Consider the following 15,935-nt stretch of genomic DNA (forward strand, 5'->3'; position numbering starts at 1 on the left):
GGTGAAATAAGGTTTAAGCCCGCTACTTCTGGCCCGCTACTTCTGACGCAAAACGCCTTCCCCCAGTCGCGGCAGGGGCGCCAGGAAACGCAGCACCGCGAAGGACACGATCAGGAACACCGAGGCGGCGTGGAGCGCGAAAGGCAGATCCTTCCAGTCCGCCAGAGCCCCCCAGGTCCAGGAACCGAGCGCCATGCCGCCGAACGTCACCGCCTGGTAGATCGACAGGCAGCGTCCCAGGATTTCGTCGGGAGAGCGAAGCTGAACGGCGGTGTTGAGCGTGGTCAGGATCAGCACCCATGCGCTGCCCGCCACGAAGGCGGCCGGCAGCGCATGAAGCAGGTCGTGGGCGATGGCGACGACCGAGAAGGCGAAGATGAACATCGCCGCGCCGAGCGCGAGAATGCCTTCCAGGCCCATGGCATGGCGGATGCGGCCGATGAAAGGGGCGGTGGCGATCGAGCCGATCCCGAACAGACCCAGCATCATGCCGAAGTCGATCTCCGTCCCGTGCATGGAATCGTTCACCACGGCGGGAAGCAGGCCCTGATAGGCCGCTAGGCTGAAGCCGAGTGCGAAGCCGCGGATCAACAACCGTCGCAAGGGTCCGTTGCCGAAGCAGTAGCGGATGCCGATGCCCACGGCGGGCAGGATCGGCCGCCGGTCTATCCGGCGCGGCTCGGGCCGCCACCACAGCAGCACGCCGATCAGGCCGATATAGCTGATCGCATTGATCGCAAAGGCGAATGAGACGTTCCACAGGGAGATCAGGAGGCCGCCCACCGCCGGGCCGATCGAGCGCGCGATGTTGAAGGAGATCGAATTGAGCGCGATCGCCTGGGGCAACTGGTCGTGTGGAACCTGCTGGCGCACCGAAGCCTGCCAGGCCGGGGAATTGAGCGCCGTGCCGGTGCCGACACTGAGCGTGAAGGCCAGCAGCAGGAACGGCGTCAGCCAGCCGAGCCAGCTCATGACCGCGAGCGCCGCCGAAACGGTGAGCATCCCGCCTTGCGCGGCCAGCATCACCAGCCGCCGGTCGTAGTTGTCGGCAATGGCGCCCGCGAAGACGCCGAACAGCATGATCGGCACCGTTGCGGAGGCCTGGACCAGCGCCACCAGCTGGTGCGAAGGCGTCAGTTCGGTCATCAGCCAGGCAGCGCCCACGCCCTGGAGCGTGGAGCCGACGTTGGAAAACAGGTTGGCGATCCAGATCGCGCGAAATACCGGATAGCGGAAAGGCGAGAACGTGCCGTGCACGGGCTGGGGCACCAGTCCCGTCGTGGCCGTGTGGACGGCCCCTTCGACGATGTCCTCTTCCTTGCTCAAGACTTCGTCCCGTTCATCTTTCCGGTCTCTCCGGGCTACGGGTTAGGCCGCAGATTCGGGCATCGCAAGGGAGGCCCCGGCCTTCACAACAGATAGCGCATCTTGATCGCCATGCGGGTGTTTTCGGCCCCGACATCGAAAGCCGCCTTGTCGAACCGCGGCGGTCCCATCCGCACCGGCGCATCGCGCGAAAAGCCGAAGCCCTCGCGCGGGATCATCAGGGCGGTATCGAGCTTGCCGTTGCCGTTCTCGTCATGGACCAGCGAAATCGCATAGCGCCCTTCCGGCACCGGTCCGAAATCCAGCTTCACGTCTCCGGTGGCCGGTACCGTCAGTTTGCGGGCGGACGGATCCTTGTCGCAATTGGGGAAGACTTGCGGATTGGTGGTGAGACAGGCCAGCACCTGCCCTTTATGCGAACGCAGCCCCGTGACCGAGGCGGAAACGTCCGATTGCACGGCCGCCGCGCCCATCGCTCCCGGCGCGCAAAGCGCCAGGATCAAGGCGCCGATATGCCGCGATCGGTGCCGCAGAGATGATCCCAGAACCGGAAGTAGAGGCCGTAGTTGCATCGATAGAGCTCATGATGGCGGTGATGGTGGCTGGCGGTGATGAGCCAGTGTCCCAGGCGCGAGTGGACCAGGCGGCGGGGAAACATCTCCCAGCCCATGTGATTGGCGATGCCCATCACCGTCATGACGGTCAGCACCAGGCCGAGCACGCCGACGTGGATCGGCACGAAGAATACCAGCACCGGAACCACGACGGCTCCGGTCACGGCTTCGAGCGGATGAAAGCTCATCGCCGCCCATGCAGTCGGCGGGCGACTGGCATGATGGACGGCGTGCATCAGGCGGAACACGCGCGGCCGGTGCATCCAGCGATGGGTCCAGTAGAACCAGGTATCGTGGAGGAAGAGGTAGAGGAACAGCGAGAGCGGCATCCACCACAGCGGCCAGGTATCGGGATCCGTGTAGATGAGCGTCCAGCCGTGCGCCTGCCAGCCCCAGGCGACCACGCCGGCGGGGATCCCGTAGATCGCCGAGGAAGCCAGCGACCAGCCGATCTCGCCCCGGATCTGGCGGCTCATTCCCGTGTAAAGCCCGGGCCTGACCCGCCCGGTGATCCAGGCGAACAGCCCCGAGGTGCCGAGATAGCGCAGACCGACGATCGCCGTCATCGTGACGGCGGAAACGCAGAGCGCCCACAGGCCGGGACCGGAAATCGCAGACATGCAGGGGCTTATGCGCGGTGGGCGATATTGAAGCCAGCCGAATTTCGTGTGACGTGGAATCCGTGATCTGCCACCCCCGTCCTCCTGAACTTGTTTAGCTGCGCTGGCCTTCGGCTCAGGATCCATTTCTGACCATCAACGGCGGCTCAATCGGCAAAATGGATCCTGAACCAAGTTCAGGATGACGTCGCGAGTGGGGCGGGTGCGGGGGTAGTGTTCAGCGCCCAGCCCCTCAATCCAGCGAAACCCGGATCGGCGGCAGAACGTCCATTCCCGCCGCGCCGGCCTCGTCCACCAGCCCTTCGGGATCGGGATGAATCAGGATCTCCGTATCCGGAAACTCCACTGCCAGCCGGTGCTCCAGTTCGTCCATCACCCGATGCGCCTCGCGCACGGTCATTTCGGGATCGACCCAGACGTGGAACTGCACGAAGTCCCGGTTTCCCGAAGTGCGCGTGCGCATGTCGTGAACGCCGGTGATGTCAGGGTGGCGGGCCAGCACCTGGAGAAAACGGTCCTTCTTCTCCTGCGGCCACTCGTGGTCCATCAATTGGTCGAGCACATCCTGCGAGGCATTCCAGGCCCCCCAGCCCAGCCAGGCCGCGATGCCCAGCCCGAACAGCGGGTCCGCCCCTTTCAGCCCGGCATACTGGTCCAGCACCAGCGCCACGATCACCGCCACGTTGAGCAGGAGGTCTGACTGGTAGTGGACGCTGTCCGTCTGGATGGCGATGCTGCCGGTCCTGCGCACCACATGGCGCTGCCAGGCCACCAGCCCCAGAGTCAGCGCGATCGCCACCGAGGACACGGCGATGCCGCTTGTCGCGCTCTCCACCCGGCTGCCGGCCAGGAACTCCTCGACCGCGCGGCTGGCGATGGCGAGAGCCGAGATCGAGATCAGCACGATCTGGAACATAGCCGCGATCGCCTCGGCCTTGCCGTGGCCGAAACGGTGCTTGTCGTCCGCCGGCTGCGCCGCGATCCATACGCCCAGCAGTGTCGCCACGCTGGCCACCAGGTCGAGCGTGGTATCGGCCAGGCTGCCAAGCATCGCCGTGGAGCCGGTGGACCATGCCGCCCAGCCCTTCAGGCCGAGCAGCAGCACGGCCACGCCGATGCTGGCGAAGGCGGCGCTACGGGTGAGATGGGCGTGTTCGTGCAAGATCGGGCTCAGGGATAAAGCAGCGAGCTGACCCAGCCGCCGGGCGCATCGTCATGGCGCACGAAGCGGCGGCGTTCGTGAAGGCGATAGGGCCGATCCTGCCAGAACTCGATGGCGGCGGGTACCACGCGGTACCCGGTCCAGTGGGCGGGACGTTCGATCTCACCCTCGCCGAAGCGGCTGCGGACATCCTCGTAGCGGGCCAGGAACGTCTCGCGGCTGTCGAGCAGGGCCGACTGGTCGGAAGCGACCGCGCCGAGCTGCGAATCGCGGGCCCGCGAATGGAAATAGTCGTCCGCCTCCTCGGGCGTGACCGGCGTCAGTTCGCCCTCGATCCGGATCTGGCGGCGCAGGCTTTTCCAGTGGAACAGCAGGGCGACGTGCGGATTGGAGGCGATTTCCTGCCCCTTGCGGCTGTGGCCATTGGTGTAGAACACGAAGCCTTCGGGGCCGTAGCCCTTGAGCAGGACCATGCGGACCGACGGCAGTCCGTCCGGCGTGGCGGTGGCCAGCGCCATGGCGTTCGAATCGTTGGGCTCGGTCTCTCGCGCCTCGTCGTACCAGGTCTTGAACAGGGCGAAGGGATCGCCGTGGGGGATGACTTCGCGGGCCTGTTCAGCTTCCATCTTCGCTTCCTGAAATGCCTGCCCTGATGCTCTCCACCGAAAACTGCCGATATCCCGACAATTCCCGATGGCATTCGGGCACATGGCCGGTGCATAGACGCGCCGCCGGAAGGAGGAAAGCACAGCTTGCCGTTCGGCCCGTCCACACCTAGCTAGGATGCCATGGCAGCAGACCCTTATTCCACCCTTGGCGTATCGCGCACGGCCAGCGAGAAGGACATCAAGTCCGCCTATCGCAAGCTGGCCAAGGAACTTCACCCCGATACCAACAAGGATAACCCCAAGGCCGCGGAACGCTTCTCCGAGGTCGCCGGTGCCTATGACCTGCTTTCGGACAAGGACAAGCGGGCACGGTTCGATCGCGGAGAGATCGATGCCGAAGGCAATCCGATGGGCTTCGGCGGCGGCAGCGGCGGCTTCGGTGGAGCCGGGTTCGGCTCCGGCCCCGGCGGACAGCGTGGTTTTTCGGGTGGGTTCGGCGGCAATGACGGTATCGACCTGGAAGACCTGTTCGGCGGCATATTCGGCGGCGGCAACCAGCGCGGCGCCGGAGGATTCGGCGGCATGGGCGGAAGTGCCGGAATGGGCGCCGGAATGGGTGGGGGTCGCGGCCGCGCCGCCCCGCGCGGCGGCAACGTGAACTACCGCCTCTCCGTTCCCCTTACCGATGCGGCCGAACTGAAGCCGCAGCGCATCACCCTGTCGGACGGCAAGACGATCGATCTCAAGCTGCCGAACGGGCTTGAGGACGGCACGCAGATGCGCCTCGCCGGCAAGGGCGAGGTTGGGCCCGGCGGTGCGGGCGATGCCATCGTCACCATCCAGATCCAGCCGCACGCCTTCTTCCGCCAGGATGGGGACGACTTGCGCGTGGACCTGCCGATCACTCTCGACGAGGCGCTGAACGGAAGCAAGGTCAAGGCACCGACCGCCGCGGGCGCGGTCATGCTCTCGGTTCCGGCCGGAGCCAGTTCGGGCAAGGTGCTTCGCCTCAAGGGGCGCGGCATGGTCCGCAAGGACGGCAGCCGGGGCGATCTGCTGATCACCCTCCAGATCGTGCTGCCCGAGAACGACGCCGATCTCGCCAAGCGGCTGGACGGGTGGAAGGATCCGCGCGACGTCCGGGCAAAGCTGGGAATCTGACGGGAGGGGCGATGGTCATCCGGTTCGCCCTCCCCCGATTTTCCCCAGATTTGAACATTCTGCCCGCACAGCCTATTTCCCTCCGGTGAAAGCCGAACTCCCTAGCGAAGCGCCTGCCGCGATAACGCCGGAAGACCGGCGCCGGGCGGCGCTGCGCTGGAAGGAAATAGGCTGGCAGGAAATGGGTTGGCAGGAAATGCAGGACCGGCTTCCCCTGCCCGATCCCTCCGGCCGCGCCTATCTCGTGGTCAAGCGCGTGATCGCCGGAACTTGGGAAGACGGCTTCATCCACGCCGGCAACTTCGCCTACATGACGATCGTCGCGCTGTTTCCCTTCTTCATCGCCCTGGCCGCCATCTATTCGGCGCTGGGCGAGCAAGGCCAGCTCGAAAGCGCGATCGACGCGGTGCTCAACTCGCTGCCGCCCCGTGTGGAGGAATCCCTTGCTCCGGTGGCCCGCGATGCCGTGGCCGCGCGGCACGGCTGGCTGCTGTGGGTCGGCGGCGTGCTGGGGCTGTGGACGGCGACCAGCCTGATAGAGACCATCCGAGACATCCTGCACCGCGCCTACGGCACCACCAAGACTCTGAAATTCTGGAGAAACCGGCTGGCCTCCACCGGATTGATCTTCGGATCGGTGCTGCTCCTGCTGCTCTCGCTGTCCTCGCAAGTGCTGATCTCGGTGATCGAGGAAGTGCTGCTGACCCTGTTCCCGGCCCTGAAGGCCTTCAACTACCAGATCGGCATCTCGCGCGGCATATCCGCGGCCACCCTGTTCGCCTCGCTCTATGCGCTGTTTTTCCTGCTGACACCCTCGCGCTACCAGGCCCGCCGCTATCCGAAGTGGCCGGGTCCGCTGCTGGTCGCGGGGTGGTGGCTGGGGGCCGCATGGGTGCTTCCGAAAGTGTTGCGCAATTTCATCGCTTACGATTTGACGTACGGAAGTCTCGCCGGAGTGATGATCGCGCTTTTCTTTTTCTGGGTAGTCGGACTAGGGATGGTCGCGGGCGCGGAACTCAACGCCGCCCTTACCGTCAGTCCCGAGGAGCAGGAGATGCTTGCCGGGGGCCCGGACGGGAAAAGCAGCGCCGCTGCACAGAACAACGAAGTACAGGAAGAACAAGAATGACCGGTCTGATGCAGGGTAAACGCGGCCTGATCATGGGCCTTGCCAACGACAAGTCCCTGGCCTGGGGCATCGCGAAGAAGCTGCACGAACAGGGCGCGGAACTGGCCTTCTCCTATCAGGGCGAAGCGCTGGAGAAGCGCGTGAAGCCGCTGGCCGAAAGCCTCGGCAGCGATTTCCTCATCGATTGCGACGTTTCCGACATGGCCGCGCTGGACGGCGCCTTCGAAAAGCTGGCGGACCGCTGGCCGACGATCGACTTCATCGTCCACGCCATCGGCTTCTCGGACAAGAACGAGCTGCGCGGCAAGTACGTCGACACCAGCCTCGACAATTTCCTGATGACGATGAACATCTCGGCCTACAGCCTCGTCGCCGTCACCAAGCGCGCGGCGGCGATGATGCCGGAAGGCGGATCGATCCTGACGCTGACCTACTATGGCGCGGAAAAGGTCGTCCCCCACTACAACGTCATGGGCGTCGCCAAGGCTGCGCTGGAAGCCTCGGTGATGTACCTCGCCAACGATCTCGGCCCGCAGAACATCCGCGTGAACGCGATCTCGGCCGGCCCGATCAAGACCCTGGCCGCCAGCGGCATCGGCGATTTCCGCTACATCCTGAAGTGGAACGAGCTGAACTCGCCGCTGCGCCGCAACGTCACCATCGACGATGTGGGCGGCTCGGGCCTCTACTTCCTCTCGGATCTCTCTTCGGGCGTCACCGGCGAGACCCACCATGTCGATGCGGGCTACCACCTCGTCGGCATGAAACAGGAAGACGCTCCGGACATCGCGCTGAGCTGATCGACGCGATCTGAATGGAAAAGGGGCCGGGAGGAAACTTCCGGCCCCTTTTCCGTGCCGGTTAAAGGCCCACACTCCCCAAGTTCAGGATGACGTTGATCTTTGACGGATGCCTTGGGCCGAAAAACGCAGTCTTTTCATAAGCGCGGCTAGCTGGGAAGAGAATACCCACAGCCGAATCCCTGCCTGATCCAGACTCAAATTGCACAGGACAAGAATAGAACATAAAAGGAACATATGTTCGATTCGAGTCGCCTCAAACGTGCAGCGAGTCTGGTCCAGCCCTCTCTGGAAGGCTGGCCGGATGTGCCGTTGCAACAGGACGGTGTCCACGAATTCTATGCTACTCAAAGTGGAGACGGCGCCGCGCTCGCTCTGGCGCTGCTCTGTGCGATCCAGGGGCGCAAGGCCGGAGAGCCGTTGCTCTGGCTAAGGCTGGCAAAAGGCAAACAGTCCCGGCAGCGTCCCTATGCGCCGGGCCTTGCCGAAATGGGCCTGGATCCCGCCGCGATGGTGCTGATGCGCCTGCCCGACTTCCAGAGCCTGCTGCGCGCGGGCATCGACTGTGTTCGCCATGGCAGCGCGGGAGCGGTGGTGATGGAGATGGACGGCCGCGCGCCGGCCTTCGACCTTACCGCCTCCCGGCGCCTCGCCCTGGCGGCAGAACAGAGCGGCACCATGGTCATGATCGTCCGTAGCGGCGCAGACCCCGCACCCAGCGCCGCGCTTACCCGCTGGCAGGTCGCCAGCGCGCCTTCGGTCCCCCTGCCCGCGAATGCCCCCGGCGGGCCGGTCTTCGAGGTGACCCTGCTGCGCCGGCGCGGCGGGCGCGATGGACTCAAACTGCAACTGGAATGGGATCGTGAGCGAGGCACCTTCAGTGCGCCGCTATCTGGCGGTCGTCCTGCCCTTCCTGCCGTCCGAACGGGCGATGCGGGAAGGCGCAGCGCCGCCTGACGCGGCCTTCGCCCTCATCGCCAAGCAACGCGGGGCGCAGCGCATCATGGCGCTGTCTCCCGCGGCGCTTTCGCTCGGCCTTTCGGCCGGCATGATGCTGGCCGACGCCCGCGCGCAGGAACCCGATCTCGCCGCGCTGGAACACCGCCCCGAAGCGGACCACGCCCTGCTCCTGCGCCTGGCCGAAGCCTGCGAACGCTATACCCCGACCGTCGCCCCCCAAGGCGACGACGCCCTGGTGCTGGACCTCACCGGCTGTCTCGACAGTCTGGCCATGAACGAAGGCGAGGTCCGGGACGATCTCGTCGCTCGGCTTTCCCGACTGGGTTTCCATCCGCTGGCCGCTTGCGCCGGCACACCCGATGCCGCCCTTGCCCTCGCCCGCTTCGGCAAGCGATCCGTGCGGGAGTTGCCGGTGGCCGCGCTCGGCCTCGAAGGCGATGCCCACCTCGCCCTCGGGCGCGCCGGGCTGCGCACAATCGGGCAACTCGCGGACCGTCCGCGCGCGCCTCTCGCGGCGCGATTCGGCAAGGCCATGTCGATCGCGCTCGCCCATCTGCTGGAAGAGCAGGACCGGCGCATTACCCCGCATCGCACCCTGCCCCCGATCTGGGTGGAGCAGCGCTTCGCCGAGCCGATGGCCACGGTGAAACCCCTGCTCGGCGTGATCGAATGGCTGGCGGGGCAGGCTCGCGACCTCCTCGTGGCGCGCGGACGCGGCGGGCGGCGCTACGAAGTCTCGCTGTTCCGCACCGATGGTCATGTCGCCCGACTGACCATCGACAGCGGGTTGCCACTGCGCGAACCCGCCGATGTCGCACGGCTGTTTTGCGAGCGCATCGAATCGCTTTCCGACCCGCTCGATCCGGGCTTCGGCTACGACCTCCTGCGCCTGTCCGTTCCCCTGCACGAAGACGTGTCCGAAGGGCAGGATCGGTTGGACCAGGAGGATTCCGGCAGGCCCGACCTCGCCCCTCTGCTAGACCGCTTGCAGGTACGCTTCGGCGCCGAATGCCTCCACCGCTTCGCCCCGCGCGACGAACACTTGCCGGAATATGCCGATCGACTCGTCCCGGCCGCGTCTCGGCCGCAATCCTGGCCCCAGCCGGAAGCGGGCGAACCGCCCTTGCGCCCGCTGTTCCTGTTCGAGCCGCCCCAGCCCGTCACCGTGCTGGCCGAAGTGCCCGACGGCCCGCCGCGCCGGTTCGGCTGGCAGGGACGGCAGCACCGGGTGGTGCGGCAGGAAGGCCCCGAACGCCTTGCCTATCCCTGGTGGAAGACGGTCGAGGCGACCGGCCCCACGCGCGATTACTACCGCATCGAGGACGAGGAGGGCCGCCGCTTCTGGCTGTTCCGCCACGGCCTCTACGGCAGCGAAAAGGCCGATCCGCGCTGGTATCTCCACGGCGTCTTCGCATGAGCGCCGAAACGCCTGCTTACGTCGAATTCGCGACGACGACCGCCTATTCCTTCCTGCGCGGCGCTAGCACGCCGGGAGACATGGCGCTGGTGGCCCTGGCCCTCGGCCATCCCGGCATCGGCATCGCCGACCGCAATACCGTGTCCGGCGTCGCCCGCGCCCTCGCCGCGCTGCGCCAGTTCGCGGAAAAGGTAAAAGCGGAAAGGCAAGAGTCAGGGAAAGAGGACGAAGACGAAGACGAAGACGAAGACGAAGAAGATACCCTCAAATTCCGCCTCATGGTCGGCGCGCGGCTGGCCTTTGCCGACGATACCCCGGAAATCCTGGCCTACCCGACCACCCGCTATGGTTGGGGTCGCCTTACCCGCCTGCTCACCACCGGCAACTTGCGCACCACCAAGGGCAACTGCGTGCTGCATTTCGACGACCTGCTCGAATTCCTGGAGGACATGCAGCTTATCGTTGCCACGCCCACCTCCGACGAGATGCTGCGCCAACTCTCGGATGCCGCACCCGGCAAAGTCTGGCAGGGCGCGACGATGCTGCGACAGGGCCGCGATGCTCGTCGCCTCGCAGCGTTGCGCGAGCAGGCAGCCAGGACCGGCGTGCCGCTGATCGCCATCAACGATGCGCAGTACGACAAGCCGGAAGCGCGACCCCTGCACGATGTCATGACCGCGATCCGCGAAAAGACCACGGTTCAGGCCGCCGGTCGCCGCCTCGCCGCCAATGCCGAACGGCACCTGAAACCCGCCGCCGAAATGGCCCGCCTCTTCGCCGCCGCCCCCGAAGCCATCGCCGCCACCCAGGACTTCATGAACGGCATCGCCTTCAAACTCGAAGACCTGAGCTACACGTACCCGCACGAACCGGTGCCCTACGGCTATACTCCGCAAGGCTGGCTGACCGAACTGGTCTGGAGCCGGGCGCGCGATCTCTACCCGCAAGGCATTCCCGACAAACTGACCAAGCTGCTCACCGGAGAACTGGAGATCATCGGCCAGCAGGACTACGCCGCCTACTTTCTTACCGTCCACGATATCGTCCAGTGGGCGCAGGGGCAGGGCATCCTCTGCCAGGGCCGGGGTTCGGCGGCCAATTCCGCAGTCTGCTTCGTGCTCGGCATCACCGCCGTCGATCCGGTGAAGAACACCCTGCTGTTCTCCCGCTTCATCTCCACCGAGCGCAAGGAGCCGCCGGATATCGACGTCGACTTCGATCACGAACGGCGCGAGGAGGTGATGCAGTATATCTACAGGCGCTATGGCCGCGAGCGGGCCGGGATCGCCGCCACCGTCATCCACTACCGCTCGCGCAGCGCCGCCCGCGATACCGGCAAGGCGCTGGGCCTGAGCGAGGACGTGACCGCCCGGCTCGCCAGCACCGTCTGGGGCAGCCATGCCGCGAAATACGACCGCAATCGCTGCCTCGAAGCCGGACTCGATCCCGACAACCCGACGATCGCGCGGGTCAATCGCTTCACCGAGGCGATTCTGGAATTCCCCCGCCACCTCTCTCAGCATGTCGGCGGCTTCGTGCTGACTCAGGACCGGCTCGACGAAACCGTGCCGATTCATCACGCGGCCATGGACGAACGCACTTTCATCGAGTGGGACAAGGACGACATCGACACGATCGGCCTGATGAAGGTCGATATTCTGGCGCTGGGCATGCTGACCTGCATCGGCAAGGCTTTCGCGATGATCGGGACTCACATCGGCCACCAGTACCAGCTGAACTCGGTGCCGGGTGACGAGAAGGACCACAGGAATAACCCTCCGCATGTCAAAGCGGTCTACGAGATGCTTCAGAAGGGCGACAGCATCGGCGTGTTCCAGGTCGAAAGCCGCGCCCAGATGAATATGCTGCCCCGCCTGAAACCGGTGAAGTTCTACGATCTGGTGATTCAGGTCGCCATCGTCCGCCCTGGTCCGATTCAGGGAAACATGGTGCATCCCTATCTGCGCAGGCGGCAGGGAATCGAAGAGCCCGAGTTTCCTTCTCCCGCCCCTCCCCATGATCCCAACGAATTGAAGGAAGTCCTCGGCGAAACCATGGGCGTCCCGCTGTTTCAGGAACAGGCGATGAGGCTGGCGATCACCGCCGCGAACTTCTCCGATTCCGAAGCCAACCAGCTCCGCCGCGCCATGGCGACTTTCCGCAATGTCGGCACCATCGACTCCCTGCGCGGCAAGATGGTCGGCGGCATGGTCGCGCGCGGATACCAGAAGGATTTCGCCGAGCGCTGCTTCAAGCAGATCGAAGGCTTCGGCAGCTACGGCTTCCCGGAAAGCCATGCCCTCGCCTTCGCGCGACTGGTCTGGGTCTCGGCCTATATCAAGCACCACTACCCGGCCGTCTTCGCCGCCGCCCTGCTCAATTCGCAGCCCATGGGCTTCTACGCCCCGGCCCAGATCGTGCGCTGCGCGCAGGAGCACGGCGTGGAAGTTCGCGCCATCGATGCCAATCACAGCGAATGGGATTGCACTCTGGAACCGGATACGAACCGCAAGCTCGCGCTGCGCCTCGGCCTGCGCCAGATTCACGGTTTCAGCAAGACTTGGGCAAAGACGATCAAGGACCACCGGCCCTACACCAATCTCGAAGACCTCGCCCGCCGTGCCGACCTGCCGCAACGCGCGCTCAATCTCCTGGCCGATGCCGACGCCTTGCGCTCGCTCGGCCTCGACCGGCGCGAGGGCCTGTGGGAAGCGCGGCGCACCCCCAGCGGCGAACTCCCCCTCTTCGCCGCCGCCCGCGCCCGAGAACTGGGCGAGGAGCCCCCGGCCGCCCTGCCCGCCATGCCCCTGTCGGAACAAGTCGCGGCGGACTACCAGACCACCCGCCTGTCCCTAAAGGCGCATCCGATGGACTTCCTGCGCCCGGTCTTCGCGGCGGAAGGCGTGCTGAGCTGTGCCGAACTCGCGCAGGCGAAAGCCGGCAAGCGCGTCAAGGTCGCGGGCGTGGTCCTGGTCCGTCAGCGACCGGGAGAAGGCAAGGCGATCTTCGTCACCCTGGAAGACGAAGGCGGCATCGCCAACGTGGTGATCTGGGAAAGGCTGTTCGAGATCTATCGCCGCCCGGTCATGGCCGCGCGGCTGATGGTGGTGGAGGGCCTCGTCCAGCGCAGCCCCGAAGGCGTCATCCACCTCATGGCCCAGCGCATCCACGACAGGACGCCGGAACTGGGCCGCCTGTCCGAAGACCACGAGACTCATCCGCAACTCTCCAACGGTGATGAGGTCGTCCGCCACCATCACCCCCGCAATGTGCGGATTCTGCCCCGCTCACGGGATTTCCATTGACCCTGCATCGAAGAAATTCAGTGATTTTTTAAAGACATGGCAATATCGCATCCCCCTTCTCTTACTGACGGGGGTATCGATGTCCGACACGGGTTCACAAAATGCGGCCATGGCCGGCCTGCTCTATCAGGCGAATGCCAAGTCCACCGGCGTAACTTATCTGCTGTGGTTCTTCCTCGGCGCTCTGAGCGCACACCGTTTCTATGCCGGAAAGATCGGCAGCGGCATCGTTCAACTGGCGATGTTCCTGGTGGGCTGGGCCACGATCTGGCTGCTCGGCCTGGGCCTTCTGCTGCTGGTGCCGCTGGGCATCTGGGTCTTGATCGACGCCTTCCTGATCCCCGGCTGGCTGCGCGCCTTCAACACCAACCTCGTCCACCGCGTCCTCGCGTAAAGCAACACGGGGCTTAAAGCACCACGGGCGGCACGCAAACGCCGCCCGGCCGACGCAATTTGCCTGAAATGTGGGAAAATGGTGCACCCGACAGGATTCGAACCTGTGGCCTCTGCCTTCGGAGGGCAGCGCTCTATCCAGCTGAGCTACGGGTGCAGTGCTGGGGCGACTAGCAGAGCGTGAGCGGCGTTTCCAGCGCCAAATCCATCCACGACAACATAGGCTTGGGAAAACCTTCGCGAAAAAAGCTCTCAGCCGATCGACATCCGCATGCCGACGGCTTGATAGTTCTCTCTATGTTCCTATTATGCCGCGATGGCCGAAGCTGATTCCTTTCTCTCGCCGCTCCCGCTCTCCTTCGTGGCTACCGATGTCGCGCGTGGAATCGGGCGGCTTTTTGCCCGCAACGACATCTGGTGTCTGCCGGAAATGCCGCTGCGCTGCGGCCGAAGGGCAGACCTCATGGGCATCGATGCCAAGGGCCATGTCATCATCGTGGAGATCAAGGTTTCACGCGCCGATCTGCTCGGCGACGGAAAGTGGACCGACTATCTCGACTATTGCGACCGTTTCTACTGGGGCCTGCCACCTTCGCTGGACCGTGCCCCGCTCGAAACCGAACCGTTTCTGCCGGACAGGTGCGGCGTGATCGTGGCCGACGGTTACGACGCGGAGATTCTGCGCCCTGCCCCACTCAGCCAGCTTGCCGCCGCACGCCGCAAGGTGGAGACGGAACGCCTGGCACGCGCCGCGCTCCGGCGGCTCGTCACTCTGGGCGATCCACAGACTCAACAGTGGGGTGGGGAAAGCTGACGGACGATCCGGAGCCGCCAAAAAGCTTCGGCGCCCCGGATCGTGCCGAAAGTCACGCGATTTCCTTCTCGATCCATTCCGGATAGAACGACGGCTCCCGTTCCGACCAGCCAGCGGCCGTGGCGGCCGCCTCGCTTATCGAGTGGAGCAGGGTCTTGCGGCGGTCGGGGCGAATCTGCGGCAGGGCCGCTGCGCCACAGAAGGCTCCGGGCAGCCAGGGCCGCACCCAACCGCCAAGCAGGCGCTCGTAAAGAAACCGGAAGGCGGGAAACGATTCGATGCGATCCTGCGCCAGATCGAACGCCGCGATGTGCACCAGCTTGCCCATGAAAGCCGTGATATCGTCGAACCCGAATTCGTCGGGCCGCATGTCCCGCAATTCCGCCAGATCGCCGTAGGCATCGTACTGCTTTCGGATCGAGGTGGCCTCAACGCCGTCACGCGCCCAGAGACCGAGCGCGTCCTGCCGGCCGAGCCCTACGTCAAGGCTGCGGCGGATATAGCGCTGTTCGCAGGGGGTGAAGCTGGCGAACTCCCGCAGTTCGCTGATGGTGATGGTGGCCTTTCCCGTGTGAGTCATGGTCCTGATCCTCGTGACACGGAAGGACTATCCTCCCTGTCACTAAAACCAATTTCTGCCACATCGGTTGCTACAGCCTTAACTGCGCAAAGGTTTGTGTCCGATATTCCCGGTAAGATTCGCGCAGGATTTCAATTCGGGACAGCGTCAATAACGCCCTGGCGGCGCTTTTCGGCCGGGATCGGCTCTCGTCGGAAGATCGAGAGGCCGACCGCGGACCATTGTCAGGCAAAAATTTTCAGATGAGACCGGCCAGCGGGCTGGACGGATCGGCGTAGCGGCGCTGGGCCATACGTCCGGCGAGGTAGGCATCGCGCCCCGCCGCCACCGCCAGCTTCATCGCGCGGGCCATCCGGATCGGATCGCGCGCCTCGGCTATGGCCGTGTTCATCAACACCCCGTCGCAACCCAATTCCATCGCCACGGCGGCTTCCGAGGCGGTGCCCACGCCGGCATCGACCAGAACCGGCACCTTGGCACCTTCCACGATCAGCCGCACGGTGACCTTGTTCTGGATGCCCAGTCCCGAACCGATCGGCGCGCCCAGCGGCATCACCGCCACGGCGCCAGCTTCTTCAAGCTGTTTGGCCGCGATCGGATCGTCCACACAGTAGACCATCGGCAGGAAACCTTCGTTCGCCAGAATTTCCGTCGCCTTCAGCGTTTCGCGCATGTCGGGATAGAGCGTGCGCGCCTCGCCCAGAACTTCCAGCTTCACCAGATCCCAGCCGCCCGCTTCGCGCGCCAGGCGCAGAGTGCGGATGGCGTCGTCTGCGGTGAAGCACCCGGCGGTATTGGGGAGATAGGTGATCTTCTTCGGATCGATGAAATCCGTCAGCATCGGCGCCTTGGGGTCGGAAACATTCACCCGGCGCACCGCCACGGTGACGATTTCCGCGCCCGAAGCCGCGACCGCAGCCGCGTTCTGCTCGAAATCCTTGTACTTGCCGGTGCCGACGATCAGGCGCGAACGGAAGGTGCGGCCAGCAACGGTCCAGGTATCCTCAGGCCAGGTATCAGCAGCAGTATCGGTCAAGGTTCGCATC

At 65.0% G+C, this 15,935-nt stretch carries 15 protein-coding genes and 1 tRNA gene; 8 read left to right on the top strand and 8 right to left on the bottom strand.

Features of this window, described 5'->3' with window-relative positions:
* Positions 1-36 precede the first annotated feature (36 nt).
* From RT424_RS03055 to pdxH, 5 genes are all read right to left on the bottom strand, one after another.
* A complete protein-coding gene (locus tag RT424_RS03055; RefSeq protein ID WP_313434455.1) occupies positions 37-1,326 on the bottom strand; it encodes an MFS transporter in 1,290 nt (429 codons plus the stop codon).
* 83 nt (positions 1,327-1,409) lie between these two features.
* Entirely contained in the window at positions 1,410-1,829 is a 420-nt protein-coding gene (locus RT424_RS03060) for a DUF2141 domain-containing protein (protein WP_313434457.1), read from the bottom strand.
* On the bottom strand, positions 1,826-2,560 hold the full coding sequence (locus RT424_RS03065) for a sterol desaturase family protein (protein ID WP_313434458.1): 735 nt from the start codon (positions 2,558-2,560) through the stop codon (positions 1,826-1,828). Before RT424_RS03065 ends, RT424_RS03060 begins: the two co-directional genes overlap by 4 nt.
* A gap of 232 nt (positions 2,561-2,792) precedes the next feature.
* Positions 2,793-3,722, bottom strand: a complete 930-nt coding sequence (locus tag RT424_RS03070; protein WP_313434459.1) for a cation diffusion facilitator family transporter — start codon at positions 3,720-3,722, stop codon at positions 2,793-2,795.
* 8 nt (positions 3,723-3,730) lie between these two features.
* On the bottom strand, positions 3,731-4,348 hold the full coding sequence (gene pdxH / locus RT424_RS03075; protein WP_313434461.1) for a pyridoxamine 5'-phosphate oxidase: 618 nt from the start codon (positions 4,346-4,348) through the stop codon (positions 3,731-3,733).
* Positions 4,349-4,510: 162 nt separating this feature from the next.
* Here pdxH and RT424_RS03080 point away from each other — a divergent pair, with 162 nt between their 5' ends.
* The 7 genes from RT424_RS03080 (at position 4,511) to RT424_RS03110 (ending at position 13,496) form a co-directional block, all read left to right on the top strand.
* A complete protein-coding gene (locus RT424_RS03080) occupies positions 4,511-5,491 on the top strand; it encodes a DnaJ C-terminal domain-containing protein (protein ID WP_313434462.1) in 981 nt (326 codons plus the stop codon).
* 196 nt (positions 5,492-5,687) lie between these two features.
* Positions 5,688-6,620 carry a YihY/virulence factor BrkB family protein gene (locus tag RT424_RS03085; RefSeq protein ID WP_409521432.1) on the top strand — a complete coding sequence of 311 codons (933 nt, stop codon included), beginning with the start codon at positions 5,688-5,690 and terminating at the stop codon, positions 6,618-6,620.
* Complete coding sequence (gene fabI, locus RT424_RS03090; RefSeq protein ID WP_313434465.1) at positions 6,617-7,420, top strand: enoyl-ACP reductase FabI; 804 nt, start codon at positions 6,617-6,619, stop codon at positions 7,418-7,420. Before RT424_RS03085 ends, fabI begins: the two co-directional genes overlap by 4 nt.
* A gap of 237 nt (positions 7,421-7,657) precedes the next feature.
* Positions 7,658-8,377 (top strand): hypothetical protein, encoded by a 720-nt coding sequence (locus RT424_RS03095; RefSeq protein WP_313434466.1) that lies wholly within the window; start codon positions 7,658-7,660, stop codon positions 8,375-8,377.
* Positions 8,283-9,797 carry a DNA polymerase Y family protein gene (locus RT424_RS03100; protein WP_313434467.1) on the top strand — a complete coding sequence of 505 codons (1,515 nt, stop codon included), beginning with the start codon at positions 8,283-8,285 and terminating at the stop codon, positions 9,795-9,797. Before RT424_RS03095 ends, RT424_RS03100 begins: the two co-directional genes overlap by 95 nt.
* Positions 9,794-13,102, top strand: coding sequence for an error-prone DNA polymerase (locus RT424_RS03105; RefSeq protein WP_313434468.1), 3,309 nt, complete (start codon positions 9,794-9,796; stop codon positions 13,100-13,102). The genes RT424_RS03100 and RT424_RS03105 overlap by 4 nt, the downstream gene beginning before the upstream one ends.
* Before the next feature lie 79 nt (positions 13,103-13,181).
* Complete coding sequence (locus RT424_RS03110) at positions 13,182-13,496, top strand: TM2 domain-containing protein (protein ID WP_313434470.1); 315 nt, start codon at positions 13,182-13,184, stop codon at positions 13,494-13,496.
* Between the two features lie 79 nt (positions 13,497-13,575).
* Here RT424_RS03110 and RT424_RS03115 read toward each other — a convergent pair.
* Positions 13,576-13,652, bottom strand: a tRNA-Arg gene (locus RT424_RS03115).
* 159 nt (positions 13,653-13,811) lie between these two features.
* Here RT424_RS03115 and RT424_RS03120 point away from each other — a divergent pair.
* Positions 13,812-14,309 (top strand): MmcB family DNA repair protein, encoded by a 498-nt coding sequence (locus RT424_RS03120; RefSeq protein WP_313434472.1) that lies wholly within the window; start codon positions 13,812-13,814, stop codon positions 14,307-14,309.
* Between the two features lie 52 nt (positions 14,310-14,361).
* Here the strand turns inward: RT424_RS03120 and RT424_RS03125 are convergent, their stop codons facing one another.
* Together RT424_RS03125 and RT424_RS03130 are read right to left on the bottom strand one after the other, a co-directional pair.
* Positions 14,362-14,889 (bottom strand): hypothetical protein, encoded by a 528-nt coding sequence (locus tag RT424_RS03125; protein ID WP_313434473.1) that lies wholly within the window; start codon positions 14,887-14,889, stop codon positions 14,362-14,364.
* Between the two features lie 238 nt (positions 14,890-15,127).
* Complete coding sequence (locus RT424_RS03130; RefSeq protein WP_313434474.1) at positions 15,128-15,925, bottom strand: thiazole synthase; 798 nt, start codon at positions 15,923-15,925, stop codon at positions 15,128-15,130.
* Between the last annotated feature and the right edge of the window lie 10 nt (positions 15,926-15,935).

The organism is Novosphingobium sp. (assembly GCF_032093395.1).
In the GTDB taxonomy this organism is placed as follows: domain Bacteria; phylum Pseudomonadota; class Alphaproteobacteria; order Sphingomonadales; family Sphingomonadaceae; genus Novosphingobium.